Source organism: Collinsella aerofaciens (genome assembly GCF_040910265.1).
Taxonomy (GTDB): domain Bacteria; phylum Actinomycetota; class Coriobacteriia; order Coriobacteriales; family Coriobacteriaceae; genus Collinsella; species Collinsella aerofaciens_BK.
The window spans coordinates 84,417-103,235 of the sequence record NZ_JBDGAW010000002.1 but is presented as its reverse complement, the minus strand read 5'-3'; the positions used below and the strand labels follow the sequence as shown (position 1 = coordinate 103,235).

Genomic DNA, 18,819 nt, shown 5'->3' with positions numbered 1-18,819 from the left:
AAGTTAGCCAATGGGGACAAACGTGCCCCTCAACGGTAGCGGCCTGCATGTGAACGCATCAATCCTCGCCATCGCCATCGAGCAATGCCTCAAAATCTACCGCCGGCATAGGACGGTAGTAGAGGAAACCCTGTGCATAGCGTGCGCCCATCTGACGCAGCAGCTGAGCCTGCGCCTCCGTCTCGATGCCTTCGATCACAACGGGCAGATCGAGCGATTGCGCCATCCCGAGCATCGATGAAATGATTTGCGCGCTACGGCCTTGATCGCCGTCGACGGGCACAAACGTGCGGTCGAGTTTGATGACGTCGACGTTGACGTTTTTGAGCATCGCGAGCGTGGACTGGCCGGTGCCAAAATCGTCCATGTAGGTCGAGAAGCCGCGGGTGTGCAGGTCGGCCGTCAGTTTATCCACAGCCTCGGGCTCTCCGGTATAGGCAGTCTCGGTAATCTCGATGCGCATGAGCTCGGGCGATAGATTGTAGCTGGCGGCAAGCGCACTCATATGCTCGGCGACGTCGCAGGCAAGGATATCCACGCGCGACACATTAAGCGAGATCGGAACCACGCGAAGCCCCTGGTCAAGGCGCTTGCGAAGCCACAAGGCAACGCCCTGCCAGATATATTTGTCGAGCGTCACCACAAAACCGCTTTCCTCGAGCGCCGGGATAAAGGAAACGGGCGGAATGATGGTGCCGTCATTACCAATCCAGCGCGTGAGCGCCTCGGCACCAACAATCTCGCCGGTTTCCATGTCCACCTGGGGCTGCAGGTAGTAGGTGATACGATCGTTGGAGAGCGCATATTGGAACTCGGTGAGGGTGTTGTGAAACGCAACCTCGTGGGCGTACTCCTGGGGGCTGAAAACGGCGATGCGGTCTTTAAAGTCATTTTTGGCGCGACGGTTGGCATACATGGCCTTTGCCTGAGCGTCGATGGTGATCTCCTCACGGGGATCGATGGGGTAGACGCCCATGGACGGCCAAAAACCCACGCCGTCGTCGTGCCTGGCAACCGCCTCGCGCACGCTGGCATAAATTCGATGAATCGTATCGCGGTCAAAGGGAGCGAGGATGCAAAAGTCGTCCATGCCCCAGTAACCCGCAACGCCAATGCCCACGTTCTCGATATCCTTAAGCACCGTGCCCACATCGGCAAGCACGCGGTCGCCCTCGGTTTGTCCGTGCCATTCGTTAAACAGGCGCATGTGTCCCATGTCGACGGTGGCAATGCACCATGCGCTGCCTTGCGCCGTCGACAGAAAGGCATTGGCGCGTCGCATAAACTCACTGGGGCGGTAGAGGCCGGTGAGCGGGTCGATGCGCTCGGTGATTGCGCCTTTGCGCTTGATTTCGGGAATGCAGGGACTGTCGTTGTGGAACGGTCCGTTTATGGCGCGAACGCGGCGGTCGAGTTCGTCCAAAACGGCCGGCGCCTGGTTAACAAGGCGCTCGTAGTAGACAGGCACGACTAGGCATGTGGGGGTGATGGCGTCGCCGGCAATCTGGATGGGTTCTGAGACAACATGTTCCAAATCACGAACGAGGTGATCGAAGGCATTGCGGTCAAGACTATCGGTAAGTACAACGAACTGCACGCTGCGCGAGCGGAATGCGCGGCTTCTGCCGCGGGTGAGCGAGAGCATGCGGCCGGCATACTCGGAAAGCATGGCATCGACGGCGTCGGCCCCATAGCGTTCGTTGAGCTGCGTCGTACCGCGAACGCGCACGGCGATAAGGCCCGTCCCGCGGTTGTCGCGGCGACAACCGTCAATGGCGCCGATCAACATGCGCTGGGTTCCAAGCCCTGTTGCGGGGTCAATCGTCTCGACCAGAGCGTGATTGACGAGTTCGCCAACGTAGAGCGAGGGCGTGTCTCCGCTTCCGTCGATGCGATAGCCTCGGACGCGACAAAGCACGTAATCGCCGGCAGCGTTGCGCACTCGATACTGCATGACGCGATAGTGCTTGGAGCCGTTGTAAATCTGGTTGATATCGTTGATATAGGCCTCGAGGTCATCGGGATGGACGCGCGTTTTCCAATAATCGTGGCAGTTGTCTATATGCTCCGAAGGAAGACCGAGATCGCGCAAGGCGCCTTGTGACCAAAGGGTGCGATGCTTGTCCAAGTTTTCGACAAAGAAATATCGTCCCACGTCAAGCATCGAGAAGGCGTCGAAGACGCGGTCGCTGACTTCAAAATCGTCTGCATGAACTTGTTTGATATTGCGACGATCCAGGTGTACGGCATGGCGCAGCTTGTAGTCGTACATGCGGTGGTCGGCATCGAGCGTCATACGATCGGACGTTTCGCCCAGTTTTGGGTCGGCATGCGATACGCCATAGCTAAACGAGTGAGGCATCTCGGCGTCGTTGTTTTTGAGCAGCACCGAGCGGCAATGCTCAAGGCGCTCGGCAAGGTCGTCTTCGGTCGCGACGGTGGACAAGATTGCGAACTCGTCGCCACCCAGGCGAAACACCGCCTCGTCAACTTTGATATAGAGCTTAAGGTACAGGCTCACCTGCATAATGTAGCGGTTACCCTCGTCGTGACCGAAGGCGTCGTTGCAGTGCTTGAGGTTATCGATATCGATAAACGCCATGGTGACCGGCACGCCCTGCTCCCAGAGTTCTTCCAACGAGCGGGTATAGCCGCCACGGTTGCCAAGGCCGGTAAGTTGGTCGGTAAAGGCTATTCTTACCAGGTCTTCCGGACACTCGAACAGGTCTTGAATGGTCTTTTCGAGCGTCTCGGTATGGGTGTTGGTTGTGTCCATATGTGAGTGGCTTTCTGGGGTCGAGATGGCTTGCGTTGGATGGTCTTATTGATAACGGGGCCTTCTGCGGTCTATGGACGCGTGAACTTTCGTCCCCGCCTTGTTTTGTCGATAGGCTGGATTGTTGTCTACTGTTTGGTTCTGTTGCCTAATGATACGAACATCATTATAGGGTGTGTTTGTATAAACATCGTCAGCTGTAATAATAATCGTCGAGTGGTAGTGCTTGGTTTGCATTGGCAAATGTGACCGAGACGGTATATGTTGACGGGTATACTTGTTCCGTTCAAAAGCATGAGGACGGGGATGGTTGCATGGCACTGCCAAGTAAGGCGCACACGGTGGGTCTGGCACTCGAGGGCGGTGGCTACCGGGGCATGTATACGGCAGGCGTGCTCGACGTTTGGATGGAACATGGCCTGACCTGCGATCATATGGTTGGTGTCTCGGCAGGTGCCGCGTTTGGCTACAACTTTAAGTCGCGCCAGATTGGTCGCGCCATTCGTTACAACAAGGCCTATTGTGCCGACAAGCGTTATGCGAGCGTGGCCAGCTGGCTGCGCACCGGTGACATATTCAATGCCGAGTTTGCCTATCACGAGGTGCCTATCGAGCGCGATCCCATCGACTTAGATGCCTACCGCGCCTGCCCTATGCGGTTTACGTGCGTATGCACCGATATCGAGACAGGTGAGGCCGTCTACCATGACCTGCCTTACGGTGACGAGCGCGATATTGAATGGATTCGTGCTTCGTCGGCGATTCCCGTGGCGACCAGGCCTGTTGCCATTGATGGGCATCGGTATTTGGATGGCGGCGTTGCGGATTCTATTCCCAGCGCCTGGCTGTTTGCACAGGGTTACGACCGCAATGTGGTGGTGCTGACGCAGCCGGCGGGTTTTGTAAAACAGGCCAATAGCCTGATGCCCATGCTGCGACGCGCGTTCTGTCGCTATCCAAAGTTTGTTGCAGCGCTTAGAGATCGACATGAGGTGTATAACGCCACGCTTGACGACCTTGCACGTCGTGAGGCCGCTGGTGAGATCTTTGTGGTGCGGCCGAGTGAATCGGTGAAAGTGCCGTCGTTGTGCCGCGAGCCCGATGAACTCGAGCGCATCTACCAGATTGGTCGCCGCGATGCGGAGGCGACGTTGCCCGCGCTGGAGGCCTACCTGGCAGGGTAGGGGCCACGGCGGAAAGCGCATCCCAGAATGGGGGTCCAAACTGGGATGCGCTTTCCGTAGCTGAAGATTTGTAGTCGCGGAGCAGTTGCTCGGCTTATGCCTATGCCTGCTGCCAGGTGTCGACGAGCTCCTTTGCCGCGGCGTGAGGGTCGTCGGCACTGCAGACGGCGCTCACCACAAAGAAGCCATCGACGCCGGTGGCCTTGAGCTGCGGCAGGTCGGCCGTCTTGACGCCGCCGCCCACCACGATGGGCACGGGGCTTGCCGCGTGGAGTGCGGCCAGGTCCTCAAAGCTCTTGGTGATGATAGAGCCATCGGCTGCGCGTCCGCAGTCGCGCTTGGTCTCGGTCTCGTGGAGCGGGCCGATGCCCAGGTAGTCGACCAGGCTCATGTCGGCGGTCTTGACGTACTCGAGCATCTCCTCGCAGCGGGCCGAAAGGCCCACGATGGCATCGGGGCCCAGAAGCTTGCGGCAGACCTCGACGGGAATATCGCTCTGACCCACGTGCACGCCGTCGACGGCAATGCCCTGCTCGCGCGCGGCGAGTACGCAGTCAAGGCGGTCGTCGATCAGCAAGGCGACCTGACCGGTCTTGCCGGCCTGTGCGATTGCCTGCGCGGCGTCGCCGGTCAGCGCGATGATCTCGCGGGCGCTTGCCACCTTGGAGCGCACCTGGATGCAGGTAAAGCCGGCATCGAGCGCCTGGGCCACCACATCACCCACGGGACGTCCCAGCGTGTTTTCGGGGCCGAGTACCAGGTAGGCCGAGATATCAAGGTTGTCGCGGATGCTCATCGTGCTTCCTCCTGCTTTTTGATCTGTGCTTCCATGCGCTCGAGTTTGCCGGTCATGGTGTCGGTAAATCCGGGTCGAATATCGGCCTTGAGCACGACTTCGGTGCGGATGCCCTTGCTCGCCAACACAAAGGTCGCATCACGCACGACCTGCATGACCTCGTCCCAGTCGCCCTCGATCTCGGTGAACATCGAGGTGGTGCGGTTGGGAAGGCCGCTCTCGCGAATGACACGCACGACTTCGGCGACCTCGGCGGACAGTTCATCGCCGGTGCCGCACGGGGCGATGGCCACGGCGACGAGCGTGTTCATGCCGGTATTGGTTGCGGGCTCGGACATGGCTTATGCCTCCTCGAGCTCGAGCTGGTTGTTGGCGATGTCTTGGGCGGTCGCGCGGTAGAGCTCGTCGATAAAGGCGACCTTAAAGCTTGCCGGGGCATCGGCGACAGCGGCGGCACGCGTGCCGGCCACGTTGTAGACCGCGGTGCCGCAGACTGCCGCCGTAAACGGATCGGTGACGCAGGCGTACACGGCCAGCACGCCGCCCTGCGAGCAGCCGCAGCCGGTGATCTTTGACATGAGCGGGCTGCCGCCGTGGGACTTGGCCACCGTCGCGCCGTCGGTGACCAGGTCGACTTCGCCCGAGACCACTACGGCGCCGCCGGTGTAACGGGCGAGCGCCACGGCGGCATCGCGGGCGGCGTCGACCGTGTCGGTGGTATCGACACCGCGCACGCGGCTCAGATCAGCCGCCTCGCCCTCAAGACCCCACAGGCCGGCGAGTGCAATGATCTCGGAGGCGTTGCCGCGCACGATGGCGGGCTTGTACTGCTTGAGCTCGTTTACCAGCTGGGTGCGCAGGCTGCCGATGCCCAGACCCACCGGATCGAGCACCCAGGGCTTGCCGGCGTCGTGTGCCGCCTTGGCCGCGCGGGGAATCGTCTGCTCGTAGATGGGGAAGAGCGTGCCCATGTTGAGATAGATGGCGCCGCCGCCGGCAACGAGCGCCTCGCCCTCGTCGGGCAGATAGACCATGGCGGCCGAACCGCCCACGGCGAGCTGCGCGTTGGCGACAAAGTCGATCGTCACCGTGTTGGTGATGGAGCCGGCCATCGGATTGGTGGCGCGAATCTCCTCCACGGCCTTGACCATATGTTGCTTAAGCTGTTCCGAATCAATCACTGCACATGCCTCCTTGGCATAGAAAAGGGGCGCTGTGCATAGACAGCGCCCCTGTAAAGGCGGCATGCTCCCTACGCCAGCATTAACTGACAGGTTCAAAGGATTGGGCCCCATGCCCTCTCAGCCTTGTGGTTTGCACCGCCGGCACTCCCGCATCGAATCTGTTGTTCCCTATACTAACGCACCTGCCAAAAAGGGACAGGTTTATTTTGGCAGGGGGCAACTGGGGCGTTGCATTTTCCCAGATAAAACCTGCCAAAATAAACCTGTCCCTTATTGGCAGGTCGTTACAATGGTTACGGTGAAAATGACTGGGGGATTCTATGATCAAACTTGTGCTGACCGATATGGACGATACGCTGATTCCAGCCGGGCATGACGGCGCCAGCGACTACGCCATCGAGGGCATTCATGCCATGCAGGCGGCGGGTCTGCACTTTGGCCCGGTTTCGGGTCGCCAGCCGTCCGCGATGGGCTGGATGTTCAAAAATCGTTCCGAGTGCTTCTCGACCGGCGCGTTCTGCAACGGCCAGGTCATGTTTGTGGACGGCGAGGCGGTAGCCTCGCATGCGACCGACAACGCCGCCCTTATGCGCTTGGCTGACTACTTGGAGCAAGAGACCGACGATACGTATCTGAAGGTCTACAGCCTGGGTGACGACTTTTGGGATAACGATGCCTATTGCGTGACGAGCGACCCCGAGCGCGTGCGCCGCGCCATGGAGTCGGGCGGCAACGCATGGCTCAAGGGCGAAGAGGCCCCGTGCCGTCCTGTCGTCGATGACGCGTCGGTGTTCAAGGCGAATATCTGGAGTGCTCGTTCGCGTGAGGAGCTCGCGGAGCTACGCGAGCGCGTTGCCGCTGAGGTGCCGGAACTCTCGCTCGTGTTTCCCAACAATCGTGTGCGCCTGTTCGACATTCTTCCAGCAGGTTGGGACAAGGGTTGCGCTGCGCTGGAGTTGGCGCGCGCTTTGGACCTGACGTCCGACGAGGTGGCCGTATTTGGCGATTCCGATAACGATCTGCCCATGATCGGTGCCGTCCCCAACTCCGTTGCAGTCGCCAATGCCAACGAGGCCGTCACGGCTGCCGCGCGCTGGCATATCGGCGCTGCGGCAGACGATGCGGTTGCCGGGGCTCTGCATCAGATTGCCGCCTGCGCCGCGACGGGGGAGATGCCGTCGTTTATGCGTCAGATGGACGCGGCGGGTCTTGACGTCACGAACGTCTAGGGAGGGCGCTATGAAGCTTCAGCAGCTCAGGTATGTCGTCAAAGTTGCCGAATGCGGCAGCATCACCGAGGCCTCGCGCCGGATCTTCGTGTCGCAGCCTTCGATTACCGCGTCGATCCGCGACCTCGAAAACGAGATGGGCGTGCACATCTTTGAGCGCACCAACAAGGGTGTCATTGTGTCCGAGGAGGGCGAGACCTTCTTGGGCTACGCGCGACAGGTGCTCGACCAGGCCGATCTGCTCGAAGGCAAGTACAAGGGCGCGTCCGAGCAGGTGCCGCACTTTAGTGTGAGCTGCCAGCATTATTCCTTTGCCGTTAATGCGTTTGTCGATGTGATCCGCGAGTTCGATGCCGCGCGCTACGATTTTACCCTGCGCGAGGAGCAGACTCACGAGATTATCGAGGACGTCGCGCATATGAAAAGCGAGCTCGGCATCTTGTACCTGTCCGAGCATAACCGCGAGGTTATCGAGCGTATGCTCGCCGCCAACGAGCTCGTATTCGAGGGGCTCTTCTGCGCCGCGCCGCATGTCTTTGTATGCGCCGATCATCCGCTGGCGGGTCGCTCGAGCGTGACGCTCGAGGACTTGGAAGACTACCCGTTCCTGTCCTATGAGCAGGGCAGCTATAATTCGTTCTACTATTCCGAGGAACTGACCTCGACGTTTGAGCGTCGCAAGAATATCCGCGTGCGTGACCGTGCGACACTGTTCAACCTGGCTATGGGCCTTAACGGCTACACGGTGTGTTCGGGCGTGATCAGCCATGAGCTCAACGGCCCCGGCATCATCTCGATTCCGCTCGATGTGGACGAGTACATGGAGATCGGCATCATCACGCGCAAGAACACGACGCTCACGCGCTATGGGCAGGCCTATATCGACGCGATTCGTCAGCATATCTAGGCTGCTGTGCTCCGCGCTGGTCAAATCTCTTTATGACAGTCCAGACTGATATAGGAAGCATCTATATCAAACTGTCATGAACGCATATTTTACGATGGCCATATGAACGCTCATACTCTGTCCCAGTAAAGCAACCAATGCAAAGGGAGATATCTATGAGCACTTCGATTCAACCGAACGCGCCGTTTCGCGCCGATATCGTCGGCAGTTTTCTTCGTCCCCAGGCCGTGAAGGACGCCCGTGCCGCCTACGCCGCGGGCACGCTTGATGCCGAGGGGCTTAAGGCCGTCGAGGACGATGCCATTCGCGATTTGGTGGCAAAGCAGAAAGCCGCCGGCCTGCAGGTCATCACCGATGGCGAGTTTCGCCGCAGCTACTGGCACCTCGATTTTATGTGGGGGCTCAACGGCGTCGAGCGTCGCACCTCGCGTACGGGCTATATGTTCCACGATGAGGAGACTACCGCCGACACCGCCGTGGCAATCGGCCCCATTAGCGGCGAGAACCATCCGTTCGTCGAGCACTTTAAATTTGTCAAGGCGCTCGAGGGGGAGGGCCAGGTCGCGCGACAAACCATTCCGGCGCCGATCCAGACGTTCTCCGAAGTCACGCTCGACCGCTGCGATGGCCAGCAGGAGAGCCTGCGCGCTGTCTATAAGACCGATGAGGAACTTGCCGACGCCATCGCAGCCGCTTATCGAACCGTGATCGCCGACCTTTATGCCGCTGGTTGCCGTAACATCCAGTTCGACGACTGCACCTGGGGCATCCACTGCGATACCGACTTTGTGTCCAAGACCGGTATGAGCCCGGTTGACCTGCAAAAGGTGAGCGAGCTTGGTGTGGCGCTCAACAACGCCGCCATCAAGGGCAAGCCCGACGACCTGGTCATTAACACGCACGTGTGCCGTGGTAACTACCACTCTACCTATGCCTTCGAGGGCGGCTATGACCCCATCGCGCCGTACCTGTTCGCAAACGAGGATGTCGACGCATTTTACCTGGAGTTCGATACGCCGCGCGCCGGCGGTTTTGAGCCGCTCAAGTACGTTGCCCCGGGCAAGAAGGTCGTGCTGGGCTTGGTAACCACTAAGGCGGCAGAGCTCGAGAACGAGGATGTTATCGTCGAGCGCATCCGCGAAGCCGCAAAGTACGTGCCGCTCGAGAACCTGTACCTGTCGCCCCAGTGCGGCTTTGCTAGCTGCGAGATTGGCAACAAGCTGACCGAGGACGAGCAATGGGCAAAGATCGCGCTGGTCAAGCGTATTGCCGAGCGCGTTTGGAAATAGCGGTAACGTTCGCAGGTGACGGCGCGTGCGAGACATGGCGTATCGCGTACAATGGTTCGGATCGTATCGTTCGGGCGGGTTATCCGATATGCCCGATCGCCCTTCCATTCGAAAGGACATCCATGTCCCAATCCTCGACGCCCGCCGTCACCGATGCCATCTACGATGCATCGTCGCTTGGCCGCCCGCGCATGTTCCTGCTCGGTCTGCAGCACCTGTTTGCCATGTTTGGCGCCACCGTGCTGGTGCCCGTGCTCACCGGTCTCTCGGTTTCGGCGACGCTTTTGTTTGCCGGCTTGGGAACGCTGCTGTTCCACTTCCTGTCGTGCGGTAAGGTGCCGGCATTTTTGGGCTCATCGTTTGCCTTTATTGCCGGTTATGCCGCAATCGCGCCCAACGGCGAGACCGAGCTTTTGCCCTACGCCTGCCTGGGCGTAGCTTGTGCCGGCCTGCTCTATCCGGTGCTGGCGGCCCTGTTCCGCGCCTTTGGCGCCAAGCGCGTCATGCGCTTCTTCCCGCCGGTGGTGACCGGCCCTATCGTCATTTCCATCGGTCTGATTCTGGCGAGCTCCGCTATTGCCAACTGCCAGACCAACTGGTTTGTGGCTGTTATTGCCGTTGCCGTTATCGTGATCTGCAACATCTGGGGCCGCGGCATGGTCAAGATCGTGCCGATCCTGCTGGGCGTCGTGGTGAGCTATGCCGTTGCGGCTGCGCTGGGCGAGGTCGACTTTTCTGGCGTCGCAGCCGCTCCCTGGGTTGGTTTGCCCATCGTGTGGGACAACACCGTGTTTGCACTCTTTGGGCCGCAGTTCGATAGCGGCCTTGCCACGACCGCCATCATCACCATCATGCCGTTGGCCTTTGCAACCATGATCGAGCATATCGGTGATATCTCCGCTATTGGCTCCACCTGCGAGCGTAACTACATTGCCGATCCCGGTCTGCATCGCACGCTGCTCGGCGACGGCCTTGCCACGATTCTGGCTTCGCTCTTTGGCGCTCCGGCCAACACTACGTATGGTGAGAACACCGGCGTGCTCGCCCTGACGCGCGTGTTCGACCCGCGCGTAATTCGAATTGCCGCGTGTTGCGCCATCGTGCTTTCGTTCTGCCCCAAGTTCGCGGCTGTCATTGCGGCCATGCCGGCGTGTGTGATCGGCGGTGTGTCGCTCGTGCTCTACGGCATGATCAGCGCTGTGGGCGTCCGCAACCTCATCGAGAACCAGGTCGATTTCCAGAACAACCGCAACGTGCTGGTTGCCGCGCTGGTGCTCGTGCTTTCGCTCGGCATCGCGTACAGCACCGCCGGCGCCATCGTGTTGGAGCTGGGCGGCGTGACCATTTCGCTGTCCGGCATTGCCGTGGGCTCACTGGTGGGCATCGTGCTCAACGCCATTCTGCCAGGAAACGACTTTGAGTTTGATGTTTCCGAGCTCGAGGAGGCTGCTGAGTAGCAGCTGCGTTCAACTAAATCAGAAAATGGCGCCCAGACGTACGCGTGGGCGCCTTTTTTAATGCGTCAGTATCCAGTAAATGCCACGTGCCATGCGCAGATCGGTTTGCGCAAAATGATTGCCGGGGTTGAGCTCCAGCGTTGTTGGAATGCCGCGCTCGACGAGCAACGCTTCCATCGCGCGTGTGTCGTCGAGTACATGCCGCATCATGCGGTTGGGCGTCTTGGTTTCCTTTTTGCCGAGTGACAGGTAGACGGCTTGCGGGCTGCCGGCAAAAGGGGCCGTGCTGGCACGGTCGACAAAGTCGGGAAACCATAGCGACCCCGATGCGCTCGCGGCGCGGTCAAAGGTGTCGGTTTGCCAGAGGGACCAGAGTGCGAAGAGGCCCGCGAGCGAGTAACCGGCAATGCCGCGCCAGGTGGGCGGCTGAGGAAGCGACGACTCGACCTGGGGGATTATCTGATTCAGCAGCTCATCAAGAAAGCCGGCAGCCTGCCCACCAAAGGGCTCGGCATCGCGTACAGTCCCGTCGCATGCCCAGGGGCTCAGCTCGCGATTCCAATCGAGCCCGCCAATGGCGACGAGGGTGAATGGCGGACAGTCGAGCTCTCGGCAGTGCTCATAAACCTCGCTGCCGTCGCCCACGACCACAGGAAGGTAGATGACAGGCGCGCTTTCCGTATGATTCGAATAAACGGTTATCTGCTTTTGATGTGCTTCCATGACGGGCTTCTCTCAGCGTTGTGATATCGACGGCCCCCATTGTCGCACGCCGGCTCATGCAGGTTGGGCTAGACCAAAGACAATCTCGTGCATACCCTGCGGACGCATATGGAAAACGCCACCGCCGGAGGGGAGCTCGGCGGTGGCGTTGTTAAACGGTGCTGGGGCTCGGGGCCTTCGCGGGAGCTGCCATGTGCGCAGAGGCGTCTAAGAACGCTTGCGGCTCGCCATGGTGCCTGCGGCGATAGCGGCTGTTCCCGCAAGGACGGTTGCCACGATGGCCGCACCTGAGGTGTCGCCGGTTGCCGCGAGCACGCCGGTAGTCTTGGCTTTCGTGGTTGAAGCCGCAACGGCCTTGGTCGGCTTTGAGCCCTCAGGCTTGGGGTTCTGCTTGGACTCCGCGGGCTTGCTTTCTGCGGGCTTGGTCTCGTCGGGCTTGGGGTCTTCCGGCTTGGCTACCTCGGGAGGTGCGATGGTCGTACTTTTGGCGACTGCTTTGATATAGAGGGAGTCGACCGTGGCGTCGCCCGTGCCGATGGCTTGGCCTGCCTCGTAGATGCCGTCACGGAGCTTGCGATAGTCAATGACCTTGCCGCCTTCGGGCGTCTGGATGGCGGCGTTCTCAATCTTGATGGTGCCGATTGTCTTGCCGTCAGCGCTCATGGCACGGGCAAAGATTGCCGCTGTATCTCCTTCGGCCGTTACCTTGCTGCGGATGATCGAGATGACTGCGGGTGTGACGCCCTCGCTGGTCTGGGCGATGATGCCGATGTTCTCGCCTTGGGGCTCGGGGCTCGTCTCGCCATCTTGCTTTTCGCTGTAGGGGGTGGGGCCGTCGCCGTTCTCGACATAGCGGGCTATGGCCTTGACAACGGAGTCGCTGATGTAGATGTGGCCACCCTTCTCGTTGGGTGGATCGTTTCTGGTGGAGAATGCAGCCGAAACCTCGCCTTCCGCAAACGCGTCCACGGTGGAGCCGTTCTTGACGACGATGTCGTCCTGGTAGGTGAAGAGGGCGATGGCGCCACCGTATCTGCCTTTACCTGCACGGACCGTCACGTTTGCATGATCGAGGGTGATGCCCTTGTTGGCATAGACGCCATATTTAACACCGTTTGCGTTGAGGGAGGCGTTTGTGGCTGCGAGGCTGCCCTTGGCCTCGACGGCAGCGTCTTTCTCGGAGCTTGCCTCGACCGTCCCGCCACCCTTGATGGTGAGGTTCTTGTCGGCTCCAATACCCTTGTCCTTGGTAGCCCTGGCGGTGACGGCTCCGCTGTCGTCAATCGTGATATTGCCGTTTGCCCTGATGCCATCCGATGCACCCGTGGCGTTGACGTTGCCCGAACCTTTGATAGCGAGATCACCTCCGGCATTGATGGCATCAAATCCAGTGCTCGTGGCGTTGACGGATCCGGCTCCGTCGATGTTGATATTACCCGTGGAGAGGATAGCGTCCTCAGTAGATGTCACGCTGAGCGTGCCGCCCTCGTCGCCTTGGATATTGAGCTCGGCATTCTCGTTAGTGCCATGAAAAACGTTGATGCTTTCGATCCATTCGGCAGTGACGATGTTGGTTCCCGAGTAATTCACGTTGAGCTTGCCTGCGGCCTGGATCTCGCCGCCGTTATAGTTGTTGAGCTTCAAGTCGTCGGCGCCGTCCCACGACCAGGTACCGGCCTCGTCGCTCGCCGCGGTGTTGTACTTGTTGCCGCCGACCTTGACCCATTCCGCTGCGAGCGAGACGCTCGGCATGAGCAGCGAGCTCACCGTGAGCGCGCACACGGCGCCCGCGACGATGCGGCGCGTCACGCGGCGCCAGCTGCCGTGCGCGAGTCCTATGCGACGGCGAACGTCGGGTTCGGCAACATGGGTTCCGGCGGTAGTGTCATTGCGTTTGGGGGTCGTGAACAAGGCTGCCATGGTTGCTCCCGTTCTCATAGGGCCTATACGACTAGATTCAGCGTATCTGCTGGATGTTGCCGGCGGTAGTGCCGTTTGGAGGGCAAAATGGCCAAAATGGGGGAGAAATAGGCCGCACGCCGGCGCAGGGACCGGCGCTAAAAGAAAAGCGCGGGGCCGCATGGCGACTCCGCGCTTTATTGTTCAGCTTTTGCAGCCTTGCCCTTACGCTACGAAGAAGTAGACGAGGAAGGCAAGGGCCGCGATCCACCCGTCCCGTGCGAAAAAGTGTTTACGAGCGCTTGCGGCTCACCACGGCGCCCGCGGCGATGGCGGCTGTTCCTGCAAGGGCGGCTGCCACGATGGCTGCGTTCGAGGCGTCGCCGGTTGCCGCGAGCTTGCCGGTGGTCTTGGCTCCCGTGGCTGCAACTGCAACGGTCTTGGTCGTCTTCGTGCCCTCGGACTTGGAACCCTCGGGCTTGGTCTCGCCGGGCTTCTCCTCGGGTTTGATCTCCTCGGGAGGCATGATGACCGTGCTCTTGGCGACAGCTTCGTTATAGGGGGAGTCGATCGTGATGTCGCCCGTGCCGATGGTTTGACCTGCCTCGTAGGAGATGCTGGGGCCGTACTCTTCTTCGTAGCGATAGTTAATGATCTTGCCGCCTGCGGGCGTCTGGATGGGAGCGCCTTCGATCTCGATGGTGCCGATCGCCTTGCCATCCTCGCTTATGGCAAGAGCGAAGATTGCCGCCGTGTCTCCCTCGGCCGTGACCTTGCTGCGGACGATCGAGATACTCGCGGGCGCGATGCCCTCGTAGGTCTGGGCGAAGATACCGATGTTCAGACCCCTAGGCTCAGGGATGACCCCGCCGCTTTGGTCGTTGCTGTAGCGATCGGGGCCGTCGCTACCGGACTCGACATAGCGGGCTATAGCCTTGACAACGGAGTCGCTGATGTAGATGTGTCCGCCAGCGACGTTTGGCTGGTGGTTTCTGGTAGAGATTGCAACCGAGAATTTGCCTTCCGCGAACGCGTCCACGATGGAACCATTCTTGATGACGATGTCGTCCCCGTCAGTGATGAGGGCGATGGCCTGGCCGCCGCTCGCGCTTGTACGGACCGTCACGGTCGCGTGATCGAGCGTAACGCCCTTGTAGGCATAGACACCATATTCAACACCGCTTGCGTCAAGGGAGGCGTTCGTGATCGCGAGACTGCCCTCAGCGTCGACGGCAAGATCTCCCTCGGAGCTCGCCTTGACCTGGCTGCCGCCCGAGATGTCGATGTTGCCGTCAGCCCAAATCCCCGTTTCTTCTATCGAGCTTGCTTCTACCTTGCCACCGCCTTTGATGATCAGGTCACTGCCCGCGGCGATGCCGTAACCTTCGCTTCCTTTAGCGATCACCGTGCCAGAGGAATCGATGGTGGTCTTGCCCTTGGATTGGATACCTTCGGTACCGCCCGTTGCATTCACGGTGCCCGAGCCCGTGATAGAGAGGTCGCCCTTTGCCTCAATTCCGTCGGAAGTAGCGCTCGTGGTGTTCACAGCGCCTGGGCCAGAAATGGAGAGGTCGCCTGTGGATTTAATTGCATCGGCCTCGGCTGTCACATTGAGCTCATCCGTGCTATTCGAGCTCGTTATGTTCAACTCCGCTTTCTGGTTAGTGCCATCCTGCGCTTTGATGGCGGCTCCGGTGTAATCGGGCTCGGTTTTCACGGTGTTCTTGCCCTCGTACGCAATGTTGAGCTTGCCTGCAGCATTGATCGCACCGCCGTCATAGCCGTTGAGCTTCATATCGTTGGCGCCGTCCCAGGCCCAGGTGCCGGCGGCGTCTCCCGCGGGCCCCGCGGCCGCTTCGTGGCGGACGCCGCCGACGTCCACCCACTCGGCCGCGAGCGAGACGCTCGGCATGAGCAGCGAGCTCACCGTGAGCGCGCATACGGCGCCTACAACGATGCGGCGTGTCACGCGGCGCCAGCTGCCGTGTGCGAGCAGCGTGCGACGGCGCACGTCGGGCTCGACAAAATGGGCTCCAGAGGTTTTGTCATTGCGCTTGGGGGTCGTGAACAAGGCGGCCATGGTTACTCCCATCCTCATAGGGCCTATGCGATTACGCCCAGCATATCTGCAGGATGTAGCCGGCGGTAGTGCCGTTTGGAGGGCAAAATGTCCAAAACTTGGGAAGCACAACATCGCGCGTCCGTGCGTTGCCTGGCTTTAAAAGAAAAGCGCGGAGCCGCTCGTTGCGACTTCGCGCTTTGGTGTTCTGCTTTGGCAGCTTTGCCGCTACGCTACAAAGAAGTAGACGAGGAAGGCAAGGGCTGCGATCCACATGAGCGGCTTGATCTTGGGGGCTTCGCCCTTAAAGAGCGCGACGATCACGTAGGCGATAAAGCCCAGACCAATGCCGGCAGAGATGGAGTAGGTAAAGGGCACGCCGGCGACAATCATGAACGCCGGGAAACCCTGCGACACGTCGGACCAGTCGATCTCGGAGGCCTCGCTCATCATGAGGTAGCCGACGTAGACCAGAGCACCGCAGGTGGCGGCGCTGGAAACGATGGTGACGATGGGGGAGAAGAACGCGGCGAGAATGAACAGCACGCCGGTGGTGACGGAGGTGAGGCCCGTGCGGCCACCGTCGGCGGCGCCGGAAGTGGACTCGACGAAGGTGGTGATGGAGGAGACGCCCATAAAGCCACCGGCAGCAGCGGCCACGGAGTCGACGACCAGGATGGGACGGATGTCCTCGACATTGCCGTCCTCGGTCAAGAACTCGCCCTGCTTGGCGACGGCCATCGCGGTGCCCATGGTGTCGAAGAAGTCACTCATGAGCAGCGAGAAGGCAACGACGAGCAGCATCGGGTCGGTCAGAACCTTCACGATGGCCATGTTGCCATCGGCGGTGCTGGCAAACGGGGCGCCAAAGGTCGAGAAGTCGAGCGGTGCGATGAGGCCCTCGGGGGCGTGGGTGACGCCCAACGGGATGCCGGCGATAACGGCGACGATGATGCCGATGAGCAGCGAGCCCGGCACGTTGCGGGAAGCCAGGGCAACCGTCACGACGATGGAGATGATGCCGACGATAAAGGTGGGGGAGGCGATGTCGCCCAGGCCGACGAGCGTACCGGCGCCAGCGGTGATGATGCCGGCGTCGCACAGGCCGATCATGGCGATGAACAGGCCCAGACCCACCGAGATGGCGTGGCGCAGGACCACGGGGATGGCGTCCATGATGGCCTCGCGCAGGCCGCAAAGGACGAGCAGCAAGATGACGATACCCTCGAGGAAGATAACGCTCATGGCCACGTGCCAGTCACCGCCGCACATGGTGGTGGCGATGCCCGCGATCATGGCGTTGATGCCCAGGCCCGAAGCGCAGGCGAGCGGGCGGTTGGCGAAGATGCCCATGCAGATGGTCATGATGCCGGCGCCCAGGCAAGTGGCGCAGGCGAGCGCTCCCGCATCGATGCCGGCGCCCGAGAGCACCGCGGGGTTGACGGCAATGATGTAGGCCATCGCCAGGAACGTTGTCAGTCCAGCGCGAAGTTCGGTCCCGATTGTGGACTTGCGCTCGCTGACGTGAAATAGTTCGTCCATGCATACCCTTTCCTTGTTCGGCCCCGAGTTTAGGCCGATTGACACGAACTCACTCACTATATCGCCTTTACAACCTTGCTGTTCCTCACATGTTGATGTTCGGCGCTTTGTAGCGGACGGGCGGTATTTTCCGCATGAAAATGTGTGGGTACCGTATACTTAAGCAGTTACAACGACCCCTATGGAGGAACGTATGATTAAAGAGCTCTGCCACGACGAGGCTATTCTGTCCCAGCGTTGCGAGGTCGCGACCGTCGAGGACGAGTCGGTGGCACAGGACCTGATCGATACCATCAAGTCGCTCGACGATGCCGGCTGCCTTGCCGCCAACCAGATCGGCGTCACCAAGAAGGTCTGCGTCTACCTGGACGATGCCGGCGAGCCCCATGTGCTCTACAACCCCCGTCTGGTGTTTGGCCTGGGTGCCAGCAAGATGGAGGAGAGCTGCCTGACGCACGAGGAGGTCACCAAGTCCACGCGCTATATCAAGTGCAAGGTTGCCTTTGACCAGATCGTCGACGGCAAGATGCGCGAGCGCAAGCAGGACTTTGTGGGCTTCGAGGCACAAATGATTCAACACATGATTGATCACTGCTTAGGCAAACTCGTCTAGAGCGGTTCAATTGGGGACCGAATTTGCGGTCTTTGAGCCCGGGTATGACATTGTTGCCATGTCCGGGCTTTTGTGTTTAGCGCCTTTTTGTTTGGTGACAATGAACTTAGCGAGAACGTGAAGCTAGGAGGCGCTATGTGTACGAGTATTCGATTTACCGATAATTCTGGCCACATGTATCTGGGCCGCAACCTCGACTGGAGCTTTGACTACGGCCAACAGGTTCGCGTGATGCCGCGCGGGTTTCACATTCCGTATTCGTTTATCGACGACGCGACAGCGGCACACGCGGTGATCGGTATGTGCATCGATTACAAGAACTACCCCATGTTTTTCGATTGCGGTAACGATGCGGGTCTGGCTGTGGCGGGGCTCAACTTTCCCGGCTATGCCGAGTATGCCGAGGGCCCTGTCGACGGCAAGACCAATATCGCGGCCTACGAGTTTCCCCTCTGGGTGGCAGCGACGTTCTCGACGGTCGATGAGGTCGAGGCCGCGCTGCGCGATACGGTGATTGTCGCCAAATCTGCCGGAGAGGGGCTGGGCGTGTCGCTGCTCCATTGGATTATCGGCGACAGCCAGCGCAGCATCGTGGTCGAGATGATGGCTGACGGCCTGCATGTATACGACGATCCGGTCGACACCCTTGCCAACCAGCCGACCTTCCCGTGGCACATGGAAAACCTCCGCACCTATATCACCGCCACAAGCGATTTTCCGCAGACGGCGACATGGCGTGGCGCCGAGCTCAAGCCCTATGGCGCGGGTGCCGGCATGCGCGGCATTCCGGGCGATTGCTATTCGCCGAGCCGTTTTGTAAAGGCGGCGTACCTCAATGCCAATTACCCGCAAAAGGAGAGCGAGACCGAAAACGTCGTCCGCATGTTCCGCTCGCTCGAGGGCGTGGTGATGATTGAGGGGGCGTCCAGGATGGGCGATGGCAAGTTCGAGAAGACTATCTACACCGGATGCTTTAGCGCGCGCACGGGCAATTATTACTACGCGATGTATGGGGATCCGTCGATTCGCTACGTGTGCCTGATGGATGCCGAGGGCGCGAGCCCCGATAGGCTCGTGGTTCCCGAGCCGCGCCGTTCGTAGCCGATAGCTTTACTGCAATGCAAAGCGGCCCTGCGTCTCCCGTGAGATGCAGGGCCGCTG

At 60.2% G+C, this 18,819-nt stretch carries 15 protein-coding genes and 1 riboswitch; of the genes, 7 read left to right on the top strand and 8 right to left on the bottom strand.

What is annotated here, in order from left to right:
• Nucleotides 1-58 precede the first annotated feature (58 nt).
• Nucleotides 59-2,776, bottom strand: a complete 2,718-nt coding sequence (locus AB5Z14_RS01960; protein ID WP_368130053.1) for a bifunctional diguanylate cyclase/phosphodiesterase — start codon at nucleotides 2,774-2,776, stop codon at nucleotides 59-61.
• 314 nt (nucleotides 2,777-3,090) lie between these two features.
• Between AB5Z14_RS01960 and AB5Z14_RS01955 the strand changes: the two genes are divergently transcribed.
• Nucleotides 3,091-3,960 carry a patatin-like phospholipase family protein gene (locus AB5Z14_RS01955; RefSeq protein WP_368130052.1) on the top strand — a complete coding sequence of 290 codons (870 nt, stop codon included), beginning with the start codon at nucleotides 3,091-3,093 and terminating at the stop codon, nucleotides 3,958-3,960.
• A gap of 100 nt (nucleotides 3,961-4,060) precedes the next feature.
• On the opposite strand, the gene AB5Z14_RS01950 is transcribed toward AB5Z14_RS01955, so the two are convergent.
• Genes AB5Z14_RS01950 through thiM form a run of 3 tightly spaced genes read right to left on the bottom strand, consistent with a single transcriptional unit; the run spans nucleotide 4,061 to nucleotide 5,937 of the window.
• Nucleotides 4,061-4,756 carry a thiamine phosphate synthase gene (locus AB5Z14_RS01950; RefSeq protein WP_022093951.1) on the bottom strand — a complete coding sequence of 232 codons (696 nt, stop codon included), beginning with the start codon at nucleotides 4,754-4,756 and terminating at the stop codon, nucleotides 4,061-4,063.
• On the bottom strand, nucleotides 4,753-5,094 hold the full coding sequence (locus AB5Z14_RS01945; RefSeq protein ID WP_022093950.1) for a thiamine-binding protein: 342 nt from the start codon (nucleotides 5,092-5,094) through the stop codon (nucleotides 4,753-4,755). The genes AB5Z14_RS01950 and AB5Z14_RS01945 overlap by 4 nt, the downstream gene beginning before the upstream one ends.
• 3 nt (nucleotides 5,095-5,097) lie before the next feature.
• On the bottom strand, nucleotides 5,098-5,937 hold the full coding sequence (thiM, locus tag AB5Z14_RS01940) for a hydroxyethylthiazole kinase (RefSeq protein WP_368130051.1): 840 nt from the start codon (nucleotides 5,935-5,937) through the stop codon (nucleotides 5,098-5,100).
• A 51-nt stretch (nucleotides 5,938-5,988) separates the two neighbouring features.
• Nucleotides 5,989-6,099: riboswitch (TPP riboswitch) on the bottom strand.
• A gap of 161 nt (nucleotides 6,100-6,260) precedes the next feature.
• Between thiM and AB5Z14_RS01935 the strand changes: the two genes are divergently transcribed.
• The 4 genes from AB5Z14_RS01935 (at nucleotide 6,261) to AB5Z14_RS01920 (ending at nucleotide 10,822) form a co-directional block, all read left to right on the top strand.
• Complete coding sequence (locus AB5Z14_RS01935; RefSeq protein ID WP_368130050.1) at nucleotides 6,261-7,169, top strand: HAD-IIB family hydrolase; 909 nt, start codon at nucleotides 6,261-6,263, stop codon at nucleotides 7,167-7,169.
• A 10-nt stretch (nucleotides 7,170-7,179) separates the two neighbouring features.
• Nucleotides 7,180-8,076 (top strand): LysR family transcriptional regulator, encoded by an 897-nt coding sequence (locus AB5Z14_RS01930; protein ID WP_368130049.1) that lies wholly within the window; start codon nucleotides 7,180-7,182, stop codon nucleotides 8,074-8,076.
• 155 nt (nucleotides 8,077-8,231) lie between these two features.
• On the top strand, nucleotides 8,232-9,365 hold the full coding sequence (locus AB5Z14_RS01925; RefSeq protein WP_368130048.1) for a 5-methyltetrahydropteroyltriglutamate--homocysteine S-methyltransferase: 1,134 nt from the start codon (nucleotides 8,232-8,234) through the stop codon (nucleotides 9,363-9,365).
• 122 nt (nucleotides 9,366-9,487) lie between these two features.
• Nucleotides 9,488-10,822: a uracil-xanthine permease family protein gene (locus tag AB5Z14_RS01920; RefSeq protein ID WP_368130047.1), complete on the top strand. Its 1,335-nt coding sequence runs from the start codon at nucleotides 9,488-9,490 to the stop codon at nucleotides 10,820-10,822.
• Between the two features lie 57 nt (nucleotides 10,823-10,879).
• Here AB5Z14_RS01920 and AB5Z14_RS01915 read toward each other — a convergent pair whose 3' ends face one another.
• The 4 genes from AB5Z14_RS01915 to AB5Z14_RS01900 form a co-directional block, all read right to left on the bottom strand.
• Complete coding sequence (locus AB5Z14_RS01915; RefSeq protein WP_368130046.1) at nucleotides 10,880-11,545, bottom strand: alpha/beta hydrolase; 666 nt, start codon at nucleotides 11,543-11,545, stop codon at nucleotides 10,880-10,882.
• 207 nt (nucleotides 11,546-11,752) lie between these two features.
• Nucleotides 11,753-13,465, bottom strand: coding sequence for a hypothetical protein (locus AB5Z14_RS01910; protein WP_368130045.1), 1,713 nt, complete (start codon nucleotides 13,463-13,465; stop codon nucleotides 11,753-11,755).
• Between the two features lie 271 nt (nucleotides 13,466-13,736).
• The gene (locus AB5Z14_RS01905) at nucleotides 13,737-15,524 is read right to left on the bottom strand and encodes an LPXTG cell wall anchor domain-containing protein (protein ID WP_368130044.1); all 1,788 of its coding nucleotides are present in this window, start codon (nucleotides 15,522-15,524) and stop codon (nucleotides 13,737-13,739) included.
• Nucleotides 15,525-15,731: 207 nt separating this feature from the next.
• The gene (locus AB5Z14_RS01900; protein ID WP_368130043.1) at nucleotides 15,732-17,045 is read right to left on the bottom strand and encodes an NCS2 family permease; all 1,314 of its coding nucleotides are present in this window, start codon (nucleotides 17,043-17,045) and stop codon (nucleotides 15,732-15,734) included.
• 193 nt (nucleotides 17,046-17,238) lie between these two features.
• On the opposite strand from AB5Z14_RS01900, the gene AB5Z14_RS01895 reads away from it, so the two are divergent.
• Nucleotides 17,239-17,658: a peptide deformylase gene (locus AB5Z14_RS01895; RefSeq protein WP_055250721.1), complete on the top strand. Its 420-nt coding sequence runs from the start codon at nucleotides 17,239-17,241 to the stop codon at nucleotides 17,656-17,658.
• Nucleotides 17,659-17,793: 135 nt separating this feature from the next.
• Nucleotides 17,794-18,759 (top strand): choloylglycine hydrolase, encoded by a 966-nt coding sequence (gene bsh / locus AB5Z14_RS01890; protein WP_368130042.1) that lies wholly within the window; start codon nucleotides 17,794-17,796, stop codon nucleotides 18,757-18,759.
• Nucleotides 18,760-18,819 lie beyond the last annotated feature (60 nt).

What these genes read in the sequence shown, in the direction of transcription:
- AB5Z14_RS01955 (WP_368130052.1), top strand. Translation starts at nt 3,091, where the DNA reads ATGGCACTGCCAAGTAAGGCGCACACGGTGGGTCTGGCACTCGAGGGC.
- AB5Z14_RS01945 (WP_022093950.1), bottom strand. Translation starts at nt 5,094, where the DNA reads ATGTCCGAGCCCGCAACCAATACCGGCATGAACACGCTCGTCGCCGTG.
- AB5Z14_RS01950 (WP_022093951.1), bottom strand. Translation starts at nt 4,756, where the DNA reads ATGAGCATCCGCGACAACCTTGATATCTCGGCCTACCTGGTACTCGGC.
- AB5Z14_RS01920 (WP_368130047.1), top strand. Translation starts at nt 9,488, where the DNA reads ATGTCCCAATCCTCGACGCCCGCCGTCACCGATGCCATCTACGATGCA.
- bsh (WP_368130042.1), top strand. Translation starts at nt 17,794, where the DNA reads ATGTGTACGAGTATTCGATTTACCGATAATTCTGGCCACATGTATCTG.
- AB5Z14_RS01895 (WP_055250721.1), top strand. Translation starts at nt 17,239, where the DNA reads ATGATTAAAGAGCTCTGCCACGACGAGGCTATTCTGTCCCAGCGTTGC.
- AB5Z14_RS01930 (WP_368130049.1), top strand. Translation starts at nt 7,180, where the DNA reads ATGAAGCTTCAGCAGCTCAGGTATGTCGTCAAAGTTGCCGAATGCGGC.
- AB5Z14_RS01910 (WP_368130045.1), bottom strand. Translation starts at nt 13,465, where the DNA reads ATGGCAGCCTTGTTCACGACCCCCAAACGCAATGACACTACCGCCGGA.
- AB5Z14_RS01900 (WP_368130043.1), bottom strand. Translation starts at nt 17,045, where the DNA reads ATGGACGAACTATTTCACGTCAGCGAGCGCAAGTCCACAATCGGGACC.
- AB5Z14_RS01960 (WP_368130053.1), bottom strand. Translation starts at nt 2,776, where the DNA reads ATGGACACAACCAACACCCATACCGAGACGCTCGAAAAGACCATTCAA.
- AB5Z14_RS01935 (WP_368130050.1), top strand. Translation starts at nt 6,261, where the DNA reads ATGATCAAACTTGTGCTGACCGATATGGACGATACGCTGATTCCAGCC.
- AB5Z14_RS01905 (WP_368130044.1), bottom strand. Translation starts at nt 15,524, where the DNA reads ATGGCCGCCTTGTTCACGACCCCCAAGCGCAATGACAAAACCTCTGGA.
- AB5Z14_RS01925 (WP_368130048.1), top strand. Translation starts at nt 8,232, where the DNA reads ATGAGCACTTCGATTCAACCGAACGCGCCGTTTCGCGCCGATATCGTC.
- AB5Z14_RS01915 (WP_368130046.1), bottom strand. Translation starts at nt 11,545, where the DNA reads ATGGAAGCACATCAAAAGCAGATAACCGTTTATTCGAATCATACGGAA.